This window comes from Cupriavidus sp. Agwp_2, from assembly GCF_040784895.1.
Taxonomy (GTDB): domain Bacteria; phylum Pseudomonadota; class Gammaproteobacteria; order Burkholderiales; family Burkholderiaceae; genus Cupriavidus.
In genome coordinates, this window is sequence record NZ_CP088083.1 from 472,944 (window position 1) to 490,638 (window position 17,695).

Sequence of the window (17,695 nt, forward strand, 5' to 3'; positions counted from 1 at the left end):
CAAACGTTATGCATATCTTGCATAACCGGATGAACAAACGGCATTGGATTCCGACGGGTCGCCAAGCCTAAGCTTGCGGCCATCCTCCACCCCGGAACCAACCGATGTCCTCCGCAGCACCGACCAACACTGCCGGCCAAAAGCACGCACTCCCGTCCTACCTCAACGCCGACAATCTCGGCCCCTGGGGCATCTACCTGCAACAAGTCGATCGTGTCACGCCCTACCTGGGCTCGCTGGCACGCTGGGTTGAAACCCTGAAGCGCCCCAAGCGCGCGCTGGTCGTCGACGTACCCATCGAACTGGATAACGGCACCATCGCCCACTTCGAGGGCTACCGCGTGCAGCACAACCTGTCGCGCGGCCCGGGCAAGGGCGGCGTGCGTTTCCACCAGGACGTGACGCTGTCGGAAGTGATGGCGCTGTCGGCGTGGATGTCGGTGAAGAATGCCGCGGTGAACGTGCCCTACGGCGGTGCCAAGGGCGGCATCCGCGTCGACCCGCGCACGCTGTCGCACGCTGAGCTGGAGCGCCTGACGCGCCGCTACACCAGCGAAATCAACATCATCATCGGACCGAGCAAGGACATCCCGGCGCCGGACGTCAACACCAACGCCCAGGTGATGGCATGGATGATGGACACCTACTCGATGAATTCGGGCAGCACCTCCACCGGCGTGGTGACCGGCAAGCCGATCTCGCTGGGTGGTTCTCTGGGCCGCCATGAAGCGACCGGCCGCGGCGTGTTCGTGGTGGGTTCGGAGGCTGCGCGCAATATCGGCCTGGAAATCAAGGGCGCGAGCGTCGCCGTGCAGGGCTTCGGCAACGTGGGCGCCGTCGCCGCCAAGCTGTTCCATGAGGCCGGCGCCAAGGTGGTGGCGGTGCAGGACCACCGCACCACGCTGTTCGACCCGGCCGGCCTGGATGTGCCGGCGATGATGGAATACGCCGCGCACAGCGGCACCATCGAAGGCTTCCGCGGCGAAGTCCTGCGCACCGAGCAGTTCTGGGAAGTCGATTGCGACATCCTGATCCCGGCCGCGCTGGAAAGCCAGATCACCGCCAAGAACGCACCGTTGATCAAGGCCCGCCTGGTGATCGAAGGCGCCAACGGCCCGACCACGCCGGAAGCGGATGACATCCTGCGCGAGCGCAATATCCTGGTGGCGCCGGACGTGATCGCCAACGCCGGCGGCGTGACCGTGTCCTACTTCGAATGGGTGCAGGATTTCTCGTCGTTCTTCTGGACCGAGGAGGAAATCAACCAGCGCCTGGTACGGATCATGCAAGAGGCGTTCCGCGCAATCTGGCAGGTGGCGCAGGAGAACAAGGTGACGCTGCGCACCGCGGCGTTTATCGTGGCCTGTTCGCGGATCCTGCAGGCGCGCGAAATGCGCGGCCTGTATCCCTGATCGCAGGGTACAGGCGGAACCGGAACGAGGCGCGTGGCACTGGCATGGTGCGATGCAGCAACCGATCCGGTTCCCAGGTTCTTGACCGCCAGACGCGGTCTTCAGCAAGCGCTGGAGACCGCGTTGTCGTATCCGGACGACGTGCAGGACGACGTGCGCATGGATTGCCCTGAATAAGGGTTCTAGGAGAAAACCCAGTTGTATTGCGACGGATGCTGCGCAATACTGTTTCACCAGAGGGGGTTTTGTCTCTAGAATCCCGCTTTCTCTTCTATGGTCAAGGAGATGTTATGAATTTTGCCAAGTTGGCTTCCCTGATGATTGCCGCCGGCGTAATGTGCGGAACGGCCCAGGCGGCTGAACAACTGACGGGCACGCTGAAGAAGATCAAAGACACCGGCGTGATTACGCTTGGCGTGCGCGAGTCGTCGATTCCGTTTAACTACAACCTGGGCGGCGTGCGCCAGGTCGGCTATTCCTACGACATCAATATGAAGATCGTGGAAGCCATCAAGGACCAGCTGAAGCTGCCGAACCTGCAGGTCAAGGAAATCCCGATCACCTCGCAGAACCGCATCACGCTGCTGCAGAACGGCACCATCGACATCGAGTGCGGCTCGACCACCAATAACCTGGAACGCCAGAAGCAAGTCGCCTTCACCAACTCCATCTTCATCATCGGCACGCGCATCATGGTGAAGAAGGACGCCGGCATCAAGGACTGGGCCGACCTGAAGGGCAAGAACGTCGTCACCACCGCCGGCACCACGTCGGAGCGCCTGCTGCGCAAGATGAACGACGACCAGAAGCTGGGCATGAATATCATCAGCACCAAGGACCACGGCCAGTCGTTCCTGACGCTGGAATCGGGCCGCGCGGTGGCGTTCATGATGGACGACGCGCTGCTGTACGGCGAGCGCGCCAAGGCCAAGAACCCGGCCGACTGGATCGTGGTGGGCAAGGCCCAGTCGCGCGAGTCGTATGGCTGCATGATCCGCAAGGACGATCCGCAGTTCAAGAAGCTGTCCGACACCGTGATCACCGGCATGATGAAGGACGGCGCGGTCAACACGCTGTACACCAAGTGGTTCATGCAACCGGTGCCGCCGAAGGGCCTCAACCTGGACTTCCCGCTGTCCGAAGACATGAAGACCCTGATCAAGGCGCCGAACGACAAGGCGCTGGACTGATCTGACCGGGACAGCAGTGCGAAACGGAAGGCATGTCCTTCCGTTTCTTTTTGAGGACGCAACATGAACTACAACTGGCATTGGGGAGTTTTCCTCGAACAGGCCGCCCAGAACGAGACCTACCTGGACTGGATGATCTCCGGCCTGAAGGTCACGCTCGCGCTGGGGCTTTCGTCCTGGGTCATTGCCCTGGTCATCGGGTCGGTGCTCGGCGTGCTGCGCACCGTGCCCAACAAGTGGCTGTCGGGTTTTGCCGCCACCTACGTCGAGATATTCCGCAACATCCCGCTGCTGGTGCAGCTGTTCATCTGGTATTTCGTCGCCCCCGAGCTGCTGCCCGGCGGCGAGGCGATCAAGCAGATGAACCCGTTCGCGCAGCAGTTCCTGGCCGCGATGCTGTGCCTGGGCACTTTTACCGCCGCGCGGGTGTGCGAGCAGGTGCGCTCGGGTATCAACTCGCTGGCGCGCGGGCAGAAGAACGCGGGCCTGGCGATGGGCTTCACGCTGCCGCAGACGTACCGCCACGTACTGCTGCCGATGGCCTTCCGCGTGATCGTGCCGCCGCTGACCTCCGAATTCCTGAACATCTTCAAGAACTCGGCGGTAGCGTCGACCATCGGCCTGCTGGAACTGGCCGCGCAGGGCCGCCAGCTGGTGGACTACACCGCGCGTCCGTATGAATCGTTCATCGCGGTCACGCTGATGTACGCGCTGATCAACGTCACGGTGATGCTGCTGATGCGCTGGGTCGAGGCCCGCACGCGCGTGCCCGGCTTCATCGGCGGCAAGTAAGGGGGCGCCATGGCTTATTCCTTCGATTTCACCTCGATCAATCCCAGCACGCTGCACGTGCTGGGCGAGGGCATGATGGTCTCGCTCAAGATCACCGTCACCGCGGTGGTGGTCGGTATCATCTGGGGCACCATCCTGGCGATGATGCGGCTGTCGTCCTACAGGCTGCTGAACTGGTTTGCGCAGGGGTACGTGACCATCTTCCGCTCCATCCCGCTGGTGATGGTGCTGTTGTGGTTCTTCCTGATCATTCCGCAGGTGCTGCAGGGCATCTTCAACCTGTCGCCCGCGACCGACCTGCGCATGACGTCGGCGCTGGTGGCGTTCGCGCTGTTCGAGGCGGCGTACTACTCTGAGATCATCCGCGCGGGGATCCAGAGCGTGTCGCGCGGGCAGATGTTCGCGGCGCAGGCGCTGGGCATGACCTACGGGCAGTCGATGCGGCTGGTGATCCTGCCGCAGGCATTCCGCAACATGGTGCCGCTGCTGCTGACCCAGGGCATCATCCTGTTCCAGGATACGTCGCTGGTGTACGTGAGCGCGCTGGCTGACTTCTTCGGCCAGGCTTACGGCATCGGCGAGCGCGACGGGCGTATCGTCGAGATGCTGCTGTTCGCGGGCCTGGTGTACTTCATCATTTGTTTCTCCGCTTCGCTGCTGGTCAAGCGTTACCAGAAAAAGGTGGCTGTATGATCGAAATCAACAATGTTTCCAAGTGGTACGGCTCCTTCCAGGTGCTGACCGACTGCACCACCAAGGTTGCCAAGGGTGAAGTGGTGGTGGTGTGCGGCCCGTCGGGTTCGGGGAAATCCACGCTGATCAAGACCGTCAACGCGCTGGAGCCGTTTCAGAAGGGCGACATCCTGGTCGATGGCACCTCGGTGGGCAATCCCAAGACCAACCTGCCCAAGCTGCGTTCGCGCGTGGGCATGGTGTTCCAGAACTTCGAGCTGTTCCCGCACCTGTCGATCACCGAGAACCTGACCATCGCGCAGATGAAGGTGCTCGGCCGCTCGAAGGACGAGGCGATGGCGAAGGGCATGAAATACCTGGAGCGCGTGGGCTTAAAAAGCCAGGCGGAGAAGTACCCTGGCCAGCTTTCGGGCGGCCAGCAGCAGCGCGTGGCCATTGCGCGCGCGCTGTCCATGGATCCGATCTGCATGCTGTTCGACGAACCCACCTCGGCGCTGGACCCCGAGATGGTCAACGAAGTGCTGGACGTGATGGTGCAGCTGGCGCAGGAAGGCATGACCATGATGTGCGTGACCCATGAAATGGGTTTCGCGCGCAAGGTGGCCAACCGCGTGATCTTCATGGACCAGGGCAAGATCGTCGAGGATGCCGAAAAGGAAGAGTTCTTCGGCGATATCGAGCACCGCTCGGAGCGCGCCAGGCAGTTCCTGTCGAAGATCCTGCATCACTGAACGGACTGCCAGCCATAGGAAAAGGGACGCCTCGGCGTCCCTTTTCAGTTGTGCCTTCCGTTGTGCCAGGCTCAGGTACAGGCGGGCTCAGGTACAGGCGGTATTGGCCGCGTTCTTGGCCTGGACTTCGGGCGGGATCGGTACGGTCAGCGTCATCACCGGACGCCCGTGCTCGAACATGATCAGCTCGCCTGGGGCGAACTGGGTCCAGGTCTCGTTGTCAGTCAACGGGGCGGTGGCGATCACGGCAACGCGGTCGTCCGGCGTGGTCACCTGGGCGAAGTCGATCGACAGGTCCGCATCGATCAGGTGCGCGGTGGAAAACGGCCACTCCCGCACGATGTAGTACAGGCGGGTCGAGCAGTGGGCAAACAGGGCCTGGCCGTTGCTCAGCAGGAAATTGAACACGCCATGCAGCGTGATATCGCGCGTGATGTCGGCCAGCGCATGGCCCAGTTCATTCAGCGGCGGTTGCGAGCCCGGAAAGCGCTTGCGCAGGCCTTGCATCAGCGTGCAGAAGGCCAGTTCGCTGTCGGTATCGCCGACCGGCTGGTACACGCCCGACAGGAATGGCGAGAAATTCAGCAGGTCCCCGTTGTGGGCAAAGATCCAGTGCCGGCCCCACAGCTCGCGCATGAACGGGTGGCAGTTCTCCAGCAGCACGGTGCCCTGCGTCGCCTTGCGGATATGCGAGATGACGTTCTTGGACTTGATCGGGTAGCGCTTGATCAGGTCGGCCACCGGCGAGGTGCCGGCGGACTGGTTGTCGATGAACAGGCGGCAGGCCTTGTCCTCGAAGAAGGCGACACCGAAACCGTCGGCGTGGTGGTCGGTCACGCCGCCGCGGGCGGCGAAGCCGGTGAAGGAGAACGTCACGTCGGTCGGCGTGGCGCAGTTCATGCCTAGCAACTGGCACATATCAGGGCACCGGTCGGCAGCGGGCTGCCGCTTTGCAATAGAATGCAGACATTATCCCGCGCGCCCGGGCCGCTGCCAAGCAACCCGCGGGCGCTCCAGTGCGGTGCCACCGGTACCCCATACCTGCTAGCAATCCCGAGAACGATGAGCCAATACAAGATCGCCGTGATTCCCGGAGACGGAATCGGCACGGAAGTCATGCCCGAGGGCATACGCGTGATGGATGCCGCGGCGCGCCGCTTCGGCATCGACTTCCAGTGGGATCATTTCGATTTTTCCAGCTGCGACTACTACGCCCGCCACGGCAAGATGCTGCCTGACGACTGGTTCGACACACTGGTCAAGTACGACGCCATCTACTTCGGCGCGGTCGGCTGGCCCGATACGGTGCCCGACCACGTCTCGCTGTGGGGCTCGCTGCTGCAGTTCCGCCGTTCGTTCGACCAGTACGTCAACCTGCGCCCGGTGCGGCTGATGCCCGGCATCAAGAGCCCGCTGGCGGACCGCAAGCCCGGCGACATCGACTTCTACGTGGTGCGCGAGAACACCGAGGGCGAGTATTCCAGCATCGGTGGCCGCATGTTCCCCGGCACCGAGCGCGAGATCGTGGTGCAGGAAACGGTGATGAGCCGCACCGGCGTCGACCGCATCCTGAAGTTTGCCTTCGAACTGGCCCAGAAGCGGCCCAAGAAGCACCTGACGTCGGCGACCAAGTCCAACGGGATTTCGATCACGATGCCGTACTGGGACGAACGGGTCGAAGCGATGGCCGCCAACTACCCCGGCCTGAAGGTCGACAAGTACCACATCGACATCCTGACTGCCCATTTCGTCCAGCATCCGGACTGGTTCGACGTGGTGGTGGCCAGCAACCTGTTTGGCGACATCCTGTCCGACCTGGGGCCGGCCTGCACCGGCACCATCGGCATCGCGCCGTCGGGCAATATCAATCCGGACCGCACCTTCCCCAGCCTGTTCGAGCCGGTGCACGGATCGGCCCCGGATATCGCCGGGCGCGGCATGGCCAACCCGATCGGCCAGATCTGGTGCGGCGCCATGATGCTGGAGCACCTGGGCCATGCCGAGGCCGGCGCGGCCGTGCTGGGCGCGATCGAAAAGGTGCTGGCCGCCGGGCCGGAGCATGCGCCGCTGACGCGCGATATCGGCGGCAAGGCCGGTACCGCAGACCTGGGCCGCGCCATCGCGGAGGCGCTGTGAGCGCCGGGTTCGCGGGGGACGCCCGCGCACTGCTGCTCGAAACCTTCCAGGCCGCCGTGGCGGCGGCCGACCCGCTGCAGATCGTCGCGCAGCACCTGCCGCCGCCGCACGCCGGCGGCCGCACGCTGGTGGTGGGTGCGGGCAAGGCCGCTGCGTCGATGGCCGCGGCGGTCGAGCGCGCCTATGCCGGCAAGGCTACGCTCGAAGGGCTGGTGGTCACGCGCTACGCACACGGCATGCCGACCGACCATATCCGCGTGATCGAGGCCGGCCACCCGGTGCCGGACGAGTCGGGCGAGCAGGCCGCGGCGGAAATCCTGGCCGCAGTGCAATCGCTTACGGCGCAGGACCGGCTGCTGGTGCTGGTCTCGGGCGGCGGTTCGAGCCTGCTGTCGCTGCCGGCCGAGGGCATCCCGATGGCCGACCTGAAGGCGACCACCAAGGAATTGCTGCGCTGTGGCGCACCGATCACCGACATGAACATCGTGCGCAAGCATGTCTCGCGCATCCAGGGCGGGCGGCTGGCGCAGGCCAGCCAGGCGCCGGTGACCACGCTGATTGTCTCGGACGTGGCCGGCGACGACCCCAGCGCTATCGCTTCGGGCCCGACCGTGGCCGATCCCAGTACTTTCAACGACGCGCTAGAGATCCTGCGCCGCTATGGTGCACAGGTGCCGGCCAGCGTGCAGTCGCACCTGGAACGCGGCGCCCGCGGCGAGGTGCCTGAGACGCCCAAGCCCGGCGATCCCTTGTTCGACCGGGTCGACAACGTCATGATTGCCACCGCCCACGGCAGCCTCGAGGCCGCCGCCGCGCTGTTCCGCGAACGCGGCGTCACCCCGGTGGTGCTGGGCGACACGGTGACGGGTGAGGCGCGCGAAGTGGCGCGCGTCTACGCGGCGCTGGTGCGCGAAATTCGCGCGTACAATGCGCCGTTCGCCACGCCCGTGGCGCTGATCTCCGGAGGTGAGTGCACGGTCACTTTGCCGGCCGGCGGCGGTGCCAGCAAGGCGCGCGGCGGGCGCTGCTCGGAGTTTCTGCTGTCGCTGGCGGTCGAACTGGCAGGCATGCCCGGCGTGCACGCGATCGCGGCCGACACCGATGGCATCGACGGCTCGGAAGACAACGCCGGTGCGCTGGCCGATCCGACCACGCTGGCGCGTGCCGAAGCCGCCGGCCTGCCGGGCCAGCGCCAGCTCGAGGCGCACGACGCCTGGGGCTTGTTCGGCGCCATCGGCGACCTGGTGGTCACCGGGCCCACGCGCACCAACGTGAACGATTACCGCGCCATCCTGATTCTCTGATTCTGAAATAGCGCCCGCCGCCGTCCCCCGCGGTGGGCCCAAGCAAGCCATGACCCAGAAGCTCACCATTACCCGCCCGGACGACTGGCACCTGCACCTGCGCGACGGCGCGGCGCTGGCCGCCGTGCTGCCCGACACCGCCCGCCAGTTCGCGCGCGCGATCATCATGCCGAACCTGAAGCCGCCCGTGACCACGGTGGCCCAGGCGCAGGCCTACCGCGCCCGCATCCTGGCGGCGCTGCCGGCCGGCATGCAGTTCGAGCCGCTGATGACGCTGTACCTGACCGATAACACCAGCGCCGAAGAGATCGTCGCGGCCAAGGCCAGCGGCTTCGTGCACGGCGTCAAGCTGTACCCGGCGGGCGCCACCACCAACAGCGACGCCGGCGTGACCGACATCCGCCGTTGCTACGCCGCGCTGGAAGCGATGCAGCGCGAAGGCCTGCCGCTGCTGGTGCACGGCGAAGTCACCGACCCGGCGATCGATATCTTCGACCGCGAGGCCGTGTTCATCGAGCAGGTGATGACACCGCTGCGCCGCGACATGCCTGAACTGAAAGTGGTGTTCGAACACATCACTACCAAGGATGCCGCCCAGTACGTGCTGGAAGCCAGCGGCCCGGTCGGCGCCACCATCACCGCCCACCACCTGCTGTACAACCGGAATGCGATCTTCACCGGCGGCATCCGCCCGCATTACTACTGCCTGCCGGTGCTCAAGCGCGAAACCCACCGCGAAGCGCTGGTCGCGGCCGCCACCTCCGGCAACCCGCGCTTCTTCCTGGGCACCGACAGCGCGCCGCACGCGCGCGGCCTGAAGGAACATGCCTGCGGCTGCGCCGGCTGCTACACCGCGCTGCATGCGATGGAGCTGTATGCCGAGGCCTTCGACGCCGCCGGTGCGCTGGACAAGCTGGAAGCCTTCGCCAGCTTCAACGGTCCGGCCTTCTACGGCCTGGCGCGCAACGCCGGCACGCTGACGCTGGAGCGTGAAGACTGGCAATTGCCGGCCGAACTGCCGTATGGCGACACCACGCTGGTGCCGCTGCGCGGCGGCGAAACGCTGCGCTGGAAGGCGCGCTGACCGCTTCGGCGTTGCAAGCCGAAGCAACCGCGGCGGGCGAATCCTTCGCCGCCGCGCTGGCCGGGATCGACTGGTCCCGGCCATGGTTCCAGCCCTTTGCCCCGCACGGCGCAGCGCTGGCGTCGGCAGTGCAGGGCGGTGCCGACCTGCGCGCGCTGCTCGATGCCCAGGCAAGCACGCTGGGCTTGCACAGCGCGCGCGGGGTGCCGCTGCGCTTTATCCCGCAGCAGGCCTTGCCCGAGGGCAGCGCCTATGAAGCGCATATCCACGCCACGGGCGAAGTCCCGACGCGCGACAACCTCCACGATTTCTTCAATGCGCTGGTCTGGCTGCATTTCCCGCAAGCCAAGCGCGTGCTCAACCAGATCCAGGCCACGGTGATCGCGCGCGAGGGCGTGCAGACCACGCGCGGCGGCGTGCGTGACGCGGCCACGCTGTTTGACGAAAACGCGGTGCTGTTCCTGAGCGAGGGCGGCGAGCATGCCGACGCGCTGCGCGGGTTTGCCTGGCAGCGTCTTTTTGTCGCTCAACGCCACGCGTGGGGCACCGCGTGCAGGGTGGTGCCGTTCGGCCATGCGCTGCTGGAAAAGATGGTGCAGCCGTACAAGGCCGTGACCGCGCATGCCTGGATGCTGCCGCTGGTGCCGGGCGGCGCGCTGGATGGCGCGGTGGCGTCGTCGCTGGAAGGGGCGGCCGATACCGGCACGCTGCGCGGGGGTCGCTGCTTTGCGCCGCTGCCGGTCATGGGCATCCCCGGATGGTGTGCCGGCAACGCCTCGCCTGATTTCTATGCCGACACCACGGTGTTCCGGCCCGGGCGCATGCGGGACTTACGCCGGCAACCTGGCTGAATCGGTGTTAGACTGCGGCCCGCAAAGCAGGCCAGACAACCGCTGCCTGAACCGCAAGGTGCAGGGGGAGGAAAGTCCGGACTCCACAGGGCAGGGTGTTGGCTAACAGCCATCCACGGCAACGTGCGGAATAGGGCCACAGAGACGAGTCTTGCCGCCGGGTTCGCCTGGCGGGAAGGGTGAAACGCGGTAACCTCCACCTGGAGCAATCCCAAATAGGCAGGCGATGAAGCGGCCCGCTGAGTCTGCGGGTAGGGAGCTGGAGCCGGCTGGTAACAGTCGGCCTAGAGGAATGGTTGTCACGCGCCGCTGGCCGCAAGGCGGGCGGTGCGCACAGAATCCGGCTTATCGGCCTGCTTTGCTTCAGTCTTCGGCATGACCCGGCGCCTTCGCGGCACACCGGGCCGGCCAACTTCCATCAGCCTTCGACGATTTCCATCGTGTGCGTGATCTCGGCCGTCTTGGCCAGCATGATCGACGCCGAGCAGTACTTTTCGTGCGACAGCTTGATCGCGCGCTCGACCGTGGCGGGGTTGAGATTCTTGCCGGTCACCACAAAATGGAAGTTGATGCGGGTGAAGACCTTGGGATCTTCGCCGGCGCGATCGGCCTGCAGCTGGACGCTGCAGCCGCGCACATCCTGGCGGCCGCGTTTCAGGATCAGCACCACGTCATAGGCGGTGCAGCCGCCGGTGCCGACCAGGACCATTTCCATCGGGCGGGGCGCAAGGTTATGGCCGCCGCCCTCGGGCGCGCCGTCCATCGCAACGATATGGCCGCTGCCGGTCTGGGCCACGAAGCTCATGCCGTCGGCGCCCATCCATGTTACTTTGCATTCCATTCTGTTCGTTCCTGTCGTTTGTGTTGTGAGATTGCGATCACTATCGCGTGATCTCGAATCTTGCAATTCTCAGTATATGGCATCGTCAAGTTCACGCCCGTGATGCCGATATCCCTGGGAAAACTGAGGGTTTCCTCTAGTGTGACGGTTCTGTGACAACGGTTTTATGTGTATAAACCATTGTTTTAAAAGGAAAATATGGTGCAGAATGGAAGGGGCGTGTCATCCCGCCATATGAAATCGCATTTCGTACTACAAATTTCCCTTGCATCCGGGAAAACCCCATGTATAATTCCAATCATTGAACGACGGCGCTGACAGCGCGCCAGAGTGCGAAAGCGAAGCCTTCCGGATACGCCACCCGCACCGCCCGCAGTTTCCCCGTCGATCTCCAAGTGTCTCCTCCACCCTCCTCCTTTGGTGGATTCAAACCCAAGCTAAACCAGCTTGGGTTTTTTTTCGCCCCTGCGCGGAAGCGGTTCCGGTGGCCAGAGTGGCGTACGCTGCCCGGGCAGGCGATTTGTAGCAACGATCTTGACGAAAACCTCAGTCTTTGCTTGTGCCCATCCGATAGCCGCGATTATAATCGTGGGCTTTTCCGTCATGCCCGCGGGAAAGAGAAGCAGTATCCGGCCAGTCCCAGACGGGCCACAAGACTTGCAGGGGCGAGTACAAGCCTTCGCGAGTCGGATTTCGGGCACGAACTAATAGTCAGGAAAAATCATGAAGACCTTTTCCGCCAAGCCTCATGAGGTAAAGCGCGACTGGTACGTGATTGACGCGACGGACAAAGTCCTCGGCCGTGTCGCCAGCGAAGTGGCACGCCGTCTGCGCGGCAAGCACAAGCCGGAATTCACTCCGCACGTCGACACGGGTGATTACATCATCATCGTCAATGCAGCCAAGCTGCGTGTCACGGGTACCAAGGAAACGGACAAGAAGTACTATCGCCATTCGGGCTACCCGGGCGGTATCTACGAAACGACGTTTGGCAAGATGCAGCAGCGTTTCCCGGGCCGTGCCCTGGAAAAGGCTGTGAAGGGCATGCTGCCGAAGGGTCCGCTGGGCTACGCGATGATCAAGAAGCTGAAGGTTTACGCCGAAGCCGAGCATCCGCACGAAGCGCAGCAGCCGAAGGCGCTGGAAATCTAAGGAGGCCAATCCATGATCGGTAACTGGAATTACGGTACTGGCCGCCGCAAGAGCGCTGTGGCTCGTGTCTTCATCAAGTCGGGCAAGGGCGAGATCGTCGTCAACGGCAAGCCCATCAAAGAGTATTTCGCTCGCGAAACCTCGCTGATGATCGTGCGCCAGCCCCTGGAACTGACCGCCCACGGCGAAACGTTCGACATCAAGGTCAACGTGACCGGCGGTGGCGAAACCGGCCAGGCCGGCGCAGTGCGCCACGGCATCACCCGTGCCCTGATCGACTATGATGCGACCCTGAAGTCGGCTCTGTCGAAGGCTGGCTACGTCACGCGCGATGCACGTGAAGTCGAGCGTAAGAAGGTCGGCTTCCACAAGGCGCGTCGTCGCAAGCAGTTCTCGAAGCGCTGATGCGTTTTCGCGGTACCGGTTCTGCCGGATACTGCGAAATCCAAAAAAACCGCACGCTTGCCGTGCGGTTTTTTTTTGCCACGACGCTACGGTTTCAGCGGAGGCTGCCGAAATAGCGGACGGGCCACCAGACTTTTGTGGGGTATGCGCTGCACGCGGCTACAATCACGCCCTGTCGCCATCGGCAAGCCGTCTGCCATGGCGACGCGCTCCGGGCCCGGCGGCCCGGTACGAACGAGAGAGGAGTGAGAGCGATGCTGTTTTCGAAGAAGAAGGGCCTTTCGATCGATACGCTGATCGGCGCGGACACCGCCATCGACGGCAACCTGGTGTTTGCCGGCGGCCTGCGCCTGGATGGGCGCGTGCGCGGCAATGTCACCGCGGCGCCCGGCAAGCCGAGCATGCTGGTGGTCAGCGAGAAGGGCATGGTCGAAGGCGAGATCAGCGTTGGCCACCTGGTGCTCAACGGCACGGTGAAGGGCCCGGTGCATGCGACCGACCTGCTGGAACTGCAACCGCAGGCGCGCGTGCTGGGTGATGTGCGCTATGCAGCGCTGGAGATGCACCAGGGCGCGCTGGTCGAAGGGCGGCTGGTCCCGCTGTCGCAGGGCGCGGCCGGCGAAATCAAGGCGTTGCCCAACGTGGTCGATGCCGGACCGGTGACTGAAGTGACGGAAACGCCGGCCGGGGACGATGCGGCGGCCGAGGAAACTCCGGTGGACGCCGCCAGTCCCACGGAAAAGGCCGCCTGAGCGGCCTGCCGCACGCTCGAAACCCTTGAAAACAAAGGGCTTCGGCACGATCTTCCAGTAACGCTTAGAATACAGGCGTATCGTGCGACACGCACTATCGTGTCCGGGCAGCTCCAACGTAAGGAGCATCGACCTTGTTGGGACACGGAAAGGCTTCTGCCAGACCGTCTAATCCCAACCAATTTCTTGCTTAGACGAACCCAGCCGAACAGCCAGGGGGAGTCCGATGTGCTGCGGGAGCCGGAGTATTGGCTACCCGCGGTTTGCTTTCTGCTGGATGAATTTCCAGCCATTGCCCAAGGGCGGGGACGCTCGCCTTTGGGCGAGTTTCTTTGTAAACGCCTCCTCTACGGAGGGTGCGGGCGGTTGCGCAACGTTAGTTTGGTTGCGAAGTCGTTACACGGCATTCAAACCGACCCAGTCGGGTCGGCGCTGTACGCCTTGGGACGGAGGTCTGCGCTCGAAAGAGTTCACCCACCGTCAAGCGCTCGCCAATATGGGAGCACATGAAGTAGGAAGTGAGGTCCCGGAGCGCAAGCTCTGCGCGTTATGGTTCGGTCGAATGTGCCCGTGAGGGTGTTTCGATAGAGAACCTGCTATGCGACTAGCAGTAGCCTAAGGGGACATGCGTCACTGGTAACGGTGGGGTGTGAAGCTCTCCTGACAATGTTTCCCCCGCAAGGGTGTCGCCTAGTCGTGAGACTGGACGGCAGAGACTCCGAGCAGCAATTGGGGTTGAGGAGCTAGGCTGGCTGGCATGGGCAACGTATATGAACTGCTGGTAAACGTCGTCAGTATTGAGATGCCAAAGCTGCTGATAGGCATCAACCAAAAGGTGTGCGGTTGGTTGTTCCGCTGGTACGCCGGAACACGTCGCCATACAACCGCCGGCGGAAAGGCAGGCCCTAACCCGGTCGTGTAATGCGCAGGGAACGTGGTAAGCCCGTATGGCTGCCGGAGCGCAGTTTGGCTCAGGCAGGCGAACCGCAAGGAACGCTGTTGGCTGTGCGGGTATGGGAGGTTGGAGAAAGCGAATGCCGGGCTGTAATGGCTCGGATAGGGATTGAAACATCATCCCACGCGAAAGCGGGCAGACTTCCAACTGGTCAATCGTCGCAGGACGGCTGACTAATCTCGCTTGTTTAAATTTTCTTCCCTTGAGGGGCAACACGTCCCTCAAGGGGCGTGCTGTCTCTTGATGTTGGGGAAGATCCTCAAGATAGGAGAGCAGCATGGAAGCATTGATCCGCAAGGATGAATCTGCGCTCTCCGGCGGGCCGCAAACCTGGGGTGCCATTGATTGGCGCCGCGTGGAGCGGAACGTCCGAGAGATGCAGATTCGAATTGCGAAGGCGACACAGGAAGGGGATTGGCGCAGGGTGAAAGCTTTGCAACGGTCTCTGACCCGCTCGTTTTCTGCCAAGGCATCGGCAGTGAAGCGAGTGACGGAGAACCAAGGTAAGCGAACGGCAGGCGTCGATCGCGAAAAATGGGACTCGCCTGAAACCCGATGGGAAGCCATCGGGCGGTTGAAGCGCCGGGGATATAGACCTTTGCCACTACGGAGGGTTTTTATCCCCAAGGCCAACGGGAAGGAGCGCCCTTTGGGCATTCCGACCATGTTAGACAGAGCCATGCAAGCGCTGTATTTGCTGGCCCTGGAGCCGGTGTCCGAAGGGACGAGCGATCCGAACTCCTATGGGTTTCGGATCAACCGCTCTACCGCGGACGCCATGTCTCAGCTATTCCTAAACCTGTCCAGAAAGGCTTCGGCCCAATGGATCTTGGAAGCGGACATCAAAGGCTGCTTTGACCATATCAGTCACGACTGGCTGGAAAGCAATGTCCCTATGGACAAAGCAATCCTTCGGAAGTGGTTGAAAGCTGGCGTGGTATTTCAAGGCCAGCTTCAGGCGACCGAAGCCGGAACACCGCAGGGGGGCATCATTTCCCCCACTCTGGCAAACGTTGCGCTGAACGGGTTGGAACGACAACTGGTTAAGTCTCTCGAGACTAAACTGGGCGTGGTCAACACGAAGAAGCTAAAAGTGAATGTGGTGCGCTATGCGGACGACTTCGTGATCACTGGCAGTACGCCGGAGATCCTAGAAAGCGAAGTGAAGCCGTGGGTGGAACAGTTCCTGGCAGTACGGGGGCTGACGCTATCGACGGAGAAAACGCGGATCGTCAATATCGCTGACGGCTTTGACTTCCTCGGGTGGAATTTCCGGAAGTATTCGGGAACGCTGCTCATTAAGCCGAGCAAGAAGAATGTGCAAACGTTCTATCGCAAGGTGAAAGGGGTCATCAGTGCCAACAAGACGGCGAAGCAAGTGAACATCATCAACTTGCTGAACCCGATGCTAAGGGGCTGGGCGCAGTATCACAGCCCGGTGGTTGCGAAGGCCACGTTCAACCGCTTGGAGTACGCAGTATCCAAGGCTCTATGGCGGTGGGCGAAACGGCGACATCCACAGAAGACCACCGATTGGGTGCGGAAGAAGTACTACGCGCCAGTCGGGGATCGGAGTTGGGTGTTTGGAACCACGATCGTGGATGACGGCGGCAATAGCCGATGGGTGGGGCTTTATTCCCTTGCGGGTACGCCTATCCAAAGGCACAAGAAGGTTCGAGGGGACTATCACCCCTTCGACCCAGCGCAGGAAAGATACGGCGAAACGCTGCGTCAGGAGCGGATGTTAAACAACATGTCGCACCGGAAGCAGTGGATTAAGCTCTACATTTCCCAGCGGGGCTTGTGTGCGGTGTGTGAGTGCAAGATCACCAAAGAGACAGGATGGGAAGATCATCACATCGAGTACCGTACATACGGAGGCTCGGACGCTCTAGGGAATCGTGTGCTGCTACACCCTGATTGCCACAAGCAAGTGCACCACCACGGCAGACCCGTAGTGAAACCGGTACAATAAACCGTACTTTGAAAGGCTTGAGCCGTATGCGGGGAAACTCGCACGTACGGTTCTTAGGGGGGGATGGGTCAGCAATGACCTGTCCCTACCCAACTAAACAGGAGAACACCCCATGAACGCAGTCGCAGAGGCACCCGTTACCGAGGACGTGCCGGCACCGTTCGTCTTTACCGACAGCGCCGCCGACAAGGTCAAGCAGTTGATCGAGGAAGAGGGCAATGCCGAACTGAAACTGCGCGTGTTCGTGCAGGGTGGCGGCTGCTCGGGCTTCCAGTATGGCTTCACCTTCGACGAGGAAGTCAACGAAGACGACACCACCATGGTCAAGAACGGCGTCACCTTGCTGATCGACTCGATGAGCTACCAGTACCTGGTCGGCGCCGAGATCGACTACAAGGAAGACATCAATGGCGCCCAGTTCGTGATCAAGAACCCGAATGCCTCGACCACCTGCGGTTGCGGCTCGTCGTTCTCGGTCTGAGCGGTTCCGACCCCAAAAAAACGCACCTTCGGGTGCGTTTTTTTGTTTGATGCCGTGACTACCGGCCGGCGCGCCAGACCACCGGAAACCAGTCCTCGCGCAGTCGCTCGCCACTCTGCTGGCCGATGCCGGGAAACGGCGGCGAGGTACGCCCCGGCCGCTGCAGGAAGCGCACGTCGTCACCCAGGAAGCGCGCCGAGAACGCGCGCCGGCGGCCAGTGCCGGTATTGCCCGCCGCGCCGTGCACGGTGCGGAAGTCGAACACCACCGCATCGCCCGGTTCCATGTCGGGCGCGAGCAGCGTGTGGCTGCCGTCCTCGACATCCGGCATGTCCATGAACGCGCTGTCATCGTTGCCCCGGCCGCCATAGAAGTTTTCGTTGCTGGCCCAGCGCTTGGGCCGCACCAGCCGCGGCCAGCGATGCGAGCCGGCCACCACGCGCAGCGTATTGGCCTGCGTGACGGGGTCCAGCGGAATCCAGTAGCTCGCGGTCTGGGTGCCGTCGACGCAGTAGTAGGGCAGATCCTGGTGCCACGGCGTGGGCTTGGCCGTGCCGGGTTCCTTGACCAGGATATGCTCGTGGAACACCTGCACGGCTTGCGATTGCATGATGCGGCCCGCGATGGCTGCCGCCGGCGACTGGCGGATAAAGGCATCGAACGGCGCGATGCGCTGCCAGTTGCAATAGTCCTCGAAAAAGCGCCCGCCTTCGCCGGGCCGTACGTTCTCGATGGCGAAGGGGCCGGGCACGGCCAGGTTCTGCGCGAAACCTTCGCGCAGCGGCTCGATCCAGTCCGCGAAGGCACCGCGCAGCACCAGCACGCCGTCGCGCTGGTAGGTCTCGATCTGTTCCTGGGTGATTTCCATGGGGGCTCCGGTTGGCGATGCTCGCAGTATCGGCATCCGGCATGGATAGGAAAAGCATATATTTCCTATGTTG

At 62.9% G+C, this 17,695-nt stretch carries 17 protein-coding genes and 1 other RNA gene; 15 read left to right on the forward strand and 3 right to left on the reverse strand.

Going from position 1 to position 17,695, the window contains the following annotated elements:
* Positions 1-104 precede the first annotated feature (104 nt).
* The 5 genes from LPA45_RS02210 to LPA45_RS02230 all read left to right on the forward strand — a co-directional run bounded on the left by LPA45_RS02210 (position 105) and on the right by LPA45_RS02230 (position 4,818).
* Complete coding sequence (locus LPA45_RS02210; RefSeq protein ID WP_116317103.1) at positions 105-1,412, forward strand: Glu/Leu/Phe/Val dehydrogenase; 1,308 nt, start codon at positions 105-107, stop codon at positions 1,410-1,412.
* A 290-nt stretch (positions 1,413-1,702) separates the two neighbouring features.
* A complete protein-coding gene (locus LPA45_RS02215) occupies positions 1,703-2,602 on the forward strand; it encodes a glutamate/aspartate ABC transporter substrate-binding protein (RefSeq protein ID WP_116317104.1) in 900 nt (299 codons plus the stop codon).
* Between the two features lie 63 nt (positions 2,603-2,665).
* The gene (locus tag LPA45_RS02220) at positions 2,666-3,394 is read left to right on the forward strand and encodes an amino acid ABC transporter permease (protein ID WP_116317105.1); all 729 of its coding nucleotides are present in this window, start codon (positions 2,666-2,668) and stop codon (positions 3,392-3,394) included.
* A 9-nt stretch (positions 3,395-3,403) separates the two neighbouring features.
* Complete coding sequence (gene gltK, locus LPA45_RS02225) at positions 3,404-4,087, forward strand: glutamate/aspartate ABC transporter permease GltK (RefSeq protein ID WP_116317106.1); 684 nt, start codon at positions 3,404-3,406, stop codon at positions 4,085-4,087.
* Positions 4,084-4,818 carry an amino acid ABC transporter ATP-binding protein gene (locus LPA45_RS02230; RefSeq protein WP_116317107.1) on the forward strand — a complete coding sequence of 245 codons (735 nt, stop codon included), beginning with the start codon at positions 4,084-4,086 and terminating at the stop codon, positions 4,816-4,818. Before gltK ends, LPA45_RS02230 begins: the two co-directional genes overlap by 4 nt.
* Positions 4,819-4,905: 87 nt before the next feature.
* Here the strand turns inward: LPA45_RS02230 and LPA45_RS02235 are convergent, their stop codons facing one another.
* Positions 4,906-5,736 carry a class II glutamine amidotransferase gene (locus LPA45_RS02235; RefSeq protein WP_029048545.1) on the reverse strand — a complete coding sequence of 277 codons (831 nt, stop codon included), beginning with the start codon at positions 5,734-5,736 and terminating at the stop codon, positions 4,906-4,908.
* 144 nt (positions 5,737-5,880) lie between these two features.
* Between LPA45_RS02235 and LPA45_RS02240 the strand changes: the two genes are divergently transcribed.
* The 5 genes from LPA45_RS02240 to rnpB all read left to right on the forward strand — a co-directional run bounded on the left by LPA45_RS02240 (position 5,881) and on the right by rnpB (position 10,557).
* Positions 5,881-6,954, forward strand: coding sequence for a tartrate dehydrogenase (locus LPA45_RS02240; protein WP_367394870.1), 1,074 nt, complete (start codon positions 5,881-5,883; stop codon positions 6,952-6,954).
* Positions 6,951-8,258, forward strand: coding sequence for a glycerate kinase (locus LPA45_RS02245; protein WP_367394871.1), 1,308 nt, complete (start codon positions 6,951-6,953; stop codon positions 8,256-8,258). The genes LPA45_RS02240 and LPA45_RS02245 overlap by 4 nt, the downstream gene beginning before the upstream one ends.
* A 49-nt stretch (positions 8,259-8,307) precedes the next feature.
* The gene (pyrC, locus tag LPA45_RS02250; protein ID WP_116317110.1) at positions 8,308-9,342 is read left to right on the forward strand and encodes a dihydroorotase; all 1,035 of its coding nucleotides are present in this window, start codon (positions 8,308-8,310) and stop codon (positions 9,340-9,342) included.
* Between the two features lie 11 nt (positions 9,343-9,353).
* Entirely contained in the window at positions 9,354-10,193 is an 840-nt protein-coding gene (locus LPA45_RS02255; protein ID WP_367394872.1) for a DUF3025 domain-containing protein, read from the forward strand.
* A 23-nt stretch (positions 10,194-10,216) separates the two neighbouring features.
* An RNA gene (gene rnpB / locus LPA45_RS02260) (RNase P RNA component class A) lies at positions 10,217-10,557 on the forward strand.
* A 54-nt stretch (positions 10,558-10,611) separates the two neighbouring features.
* Here rnpB and LPA45_RS02265 read toward each other — a convergent pair.
* Positions 10,612-11,034, reverse strand: a complete 423-nt coding sequence (locus LPA45_RS02265) for an OsmC family protein (protein WP_116317112.1) — start codon at positions 11,032-11,034, stop codon at positions 10,612-10,614.
* A 723-nt stretch (positions 11,035-11,757) separates the two neighbouring features.
* Here LPA45_RS02265 and rplM point away from each other — a divergent pair.
* The 5 genes from rplM (at position 11,758) to erpA (ending at position 16,754) form a co-directional block, all read left to right on the forward strand.
* Positions 11,758-12,186, forward strand: a complete 429-nt coding sequence (gene rplM / locus LPA45_RS02270) for a 50S ribosomal protein L13 (RefSeq protein WP_010813907.1) — start codon at positions 11,758-11,760, stop codon at positions 12,184-12,186.
* 12 nt (positions 12,187-12,198) lie between these two features.
* Positions 12,199-12,591 carry a 30S ribosomal protein S9 gene (gene rpsI / locus LPA45_RS02275; protein WP_116317113.1) on the forward strand — a complete coding sequence of 131 codons (393 nt, stop codon included), beginning with the start codon at positions 12,199-12,201 and terminating at the stop codon, positions 12,589-12,591.
* A gap of 254 nt (positions 12,592-12,845) precedes the next feature.
* Positions 12,846-13,343 carry a polymer-forming cytoskeletal protein gene (locus LPA45_RS02280; RefSeq protein WP_367394873.1) on the forward strand — a complete coding sequence of 166 codons (498 nt, stop codon included), beginning with the start codon at positions 12,846-12,848 and terminating at the stop codon, positions 13,341-13,343.
* A 1,232-nt stretch (positions 13,344-14,575) separates the two neighbouring features.
* Positions 14,576-16,273: a group II intron reverse transcriptase/maturase gene (gene ltrA, locus LPA45_RS02285; RefSeq protein WP_116317115.1), complete on the forward strand. Its 1,698-nt coding sequence runs from the start codon at positions 14,576-14,578 to the stop codon at positions 16,271-16,273.
* A gap of 112 nt (positions 16,274-16,385) precedes the next feature.
* Positions 16,386-16,754, forward strand: a complete 369-nt coding sequence (gene erpA, locus LPA45_RS02290; RefSeq protein WP_010813904.1) for an iron-sulfur cluster insertion protein ErpA — start codon at positions 16,386-16,388, stop codon at positions 16,752-16,754.
* A 58-nt stretch (positions 16,755-16,812) separates the two neighbouring features.
* Here the strand turns inward: erpA and LPA45_RS02295 are convergent, their stop codons facing one another.
* Positions 16,813-17,622 (reverse strand): phytanoyl-CoA dioxygenase family protein, encoded by an 810-nt coding sequence (locus LPA45_RS02295; protein WP_116317817.1) that lies wholly within the window; start codon positions 17,620-17,622, stop codon positions 16,813-16,815.
* Positions 17,623-17,695 lie beyond the last annotated feature (73 nt).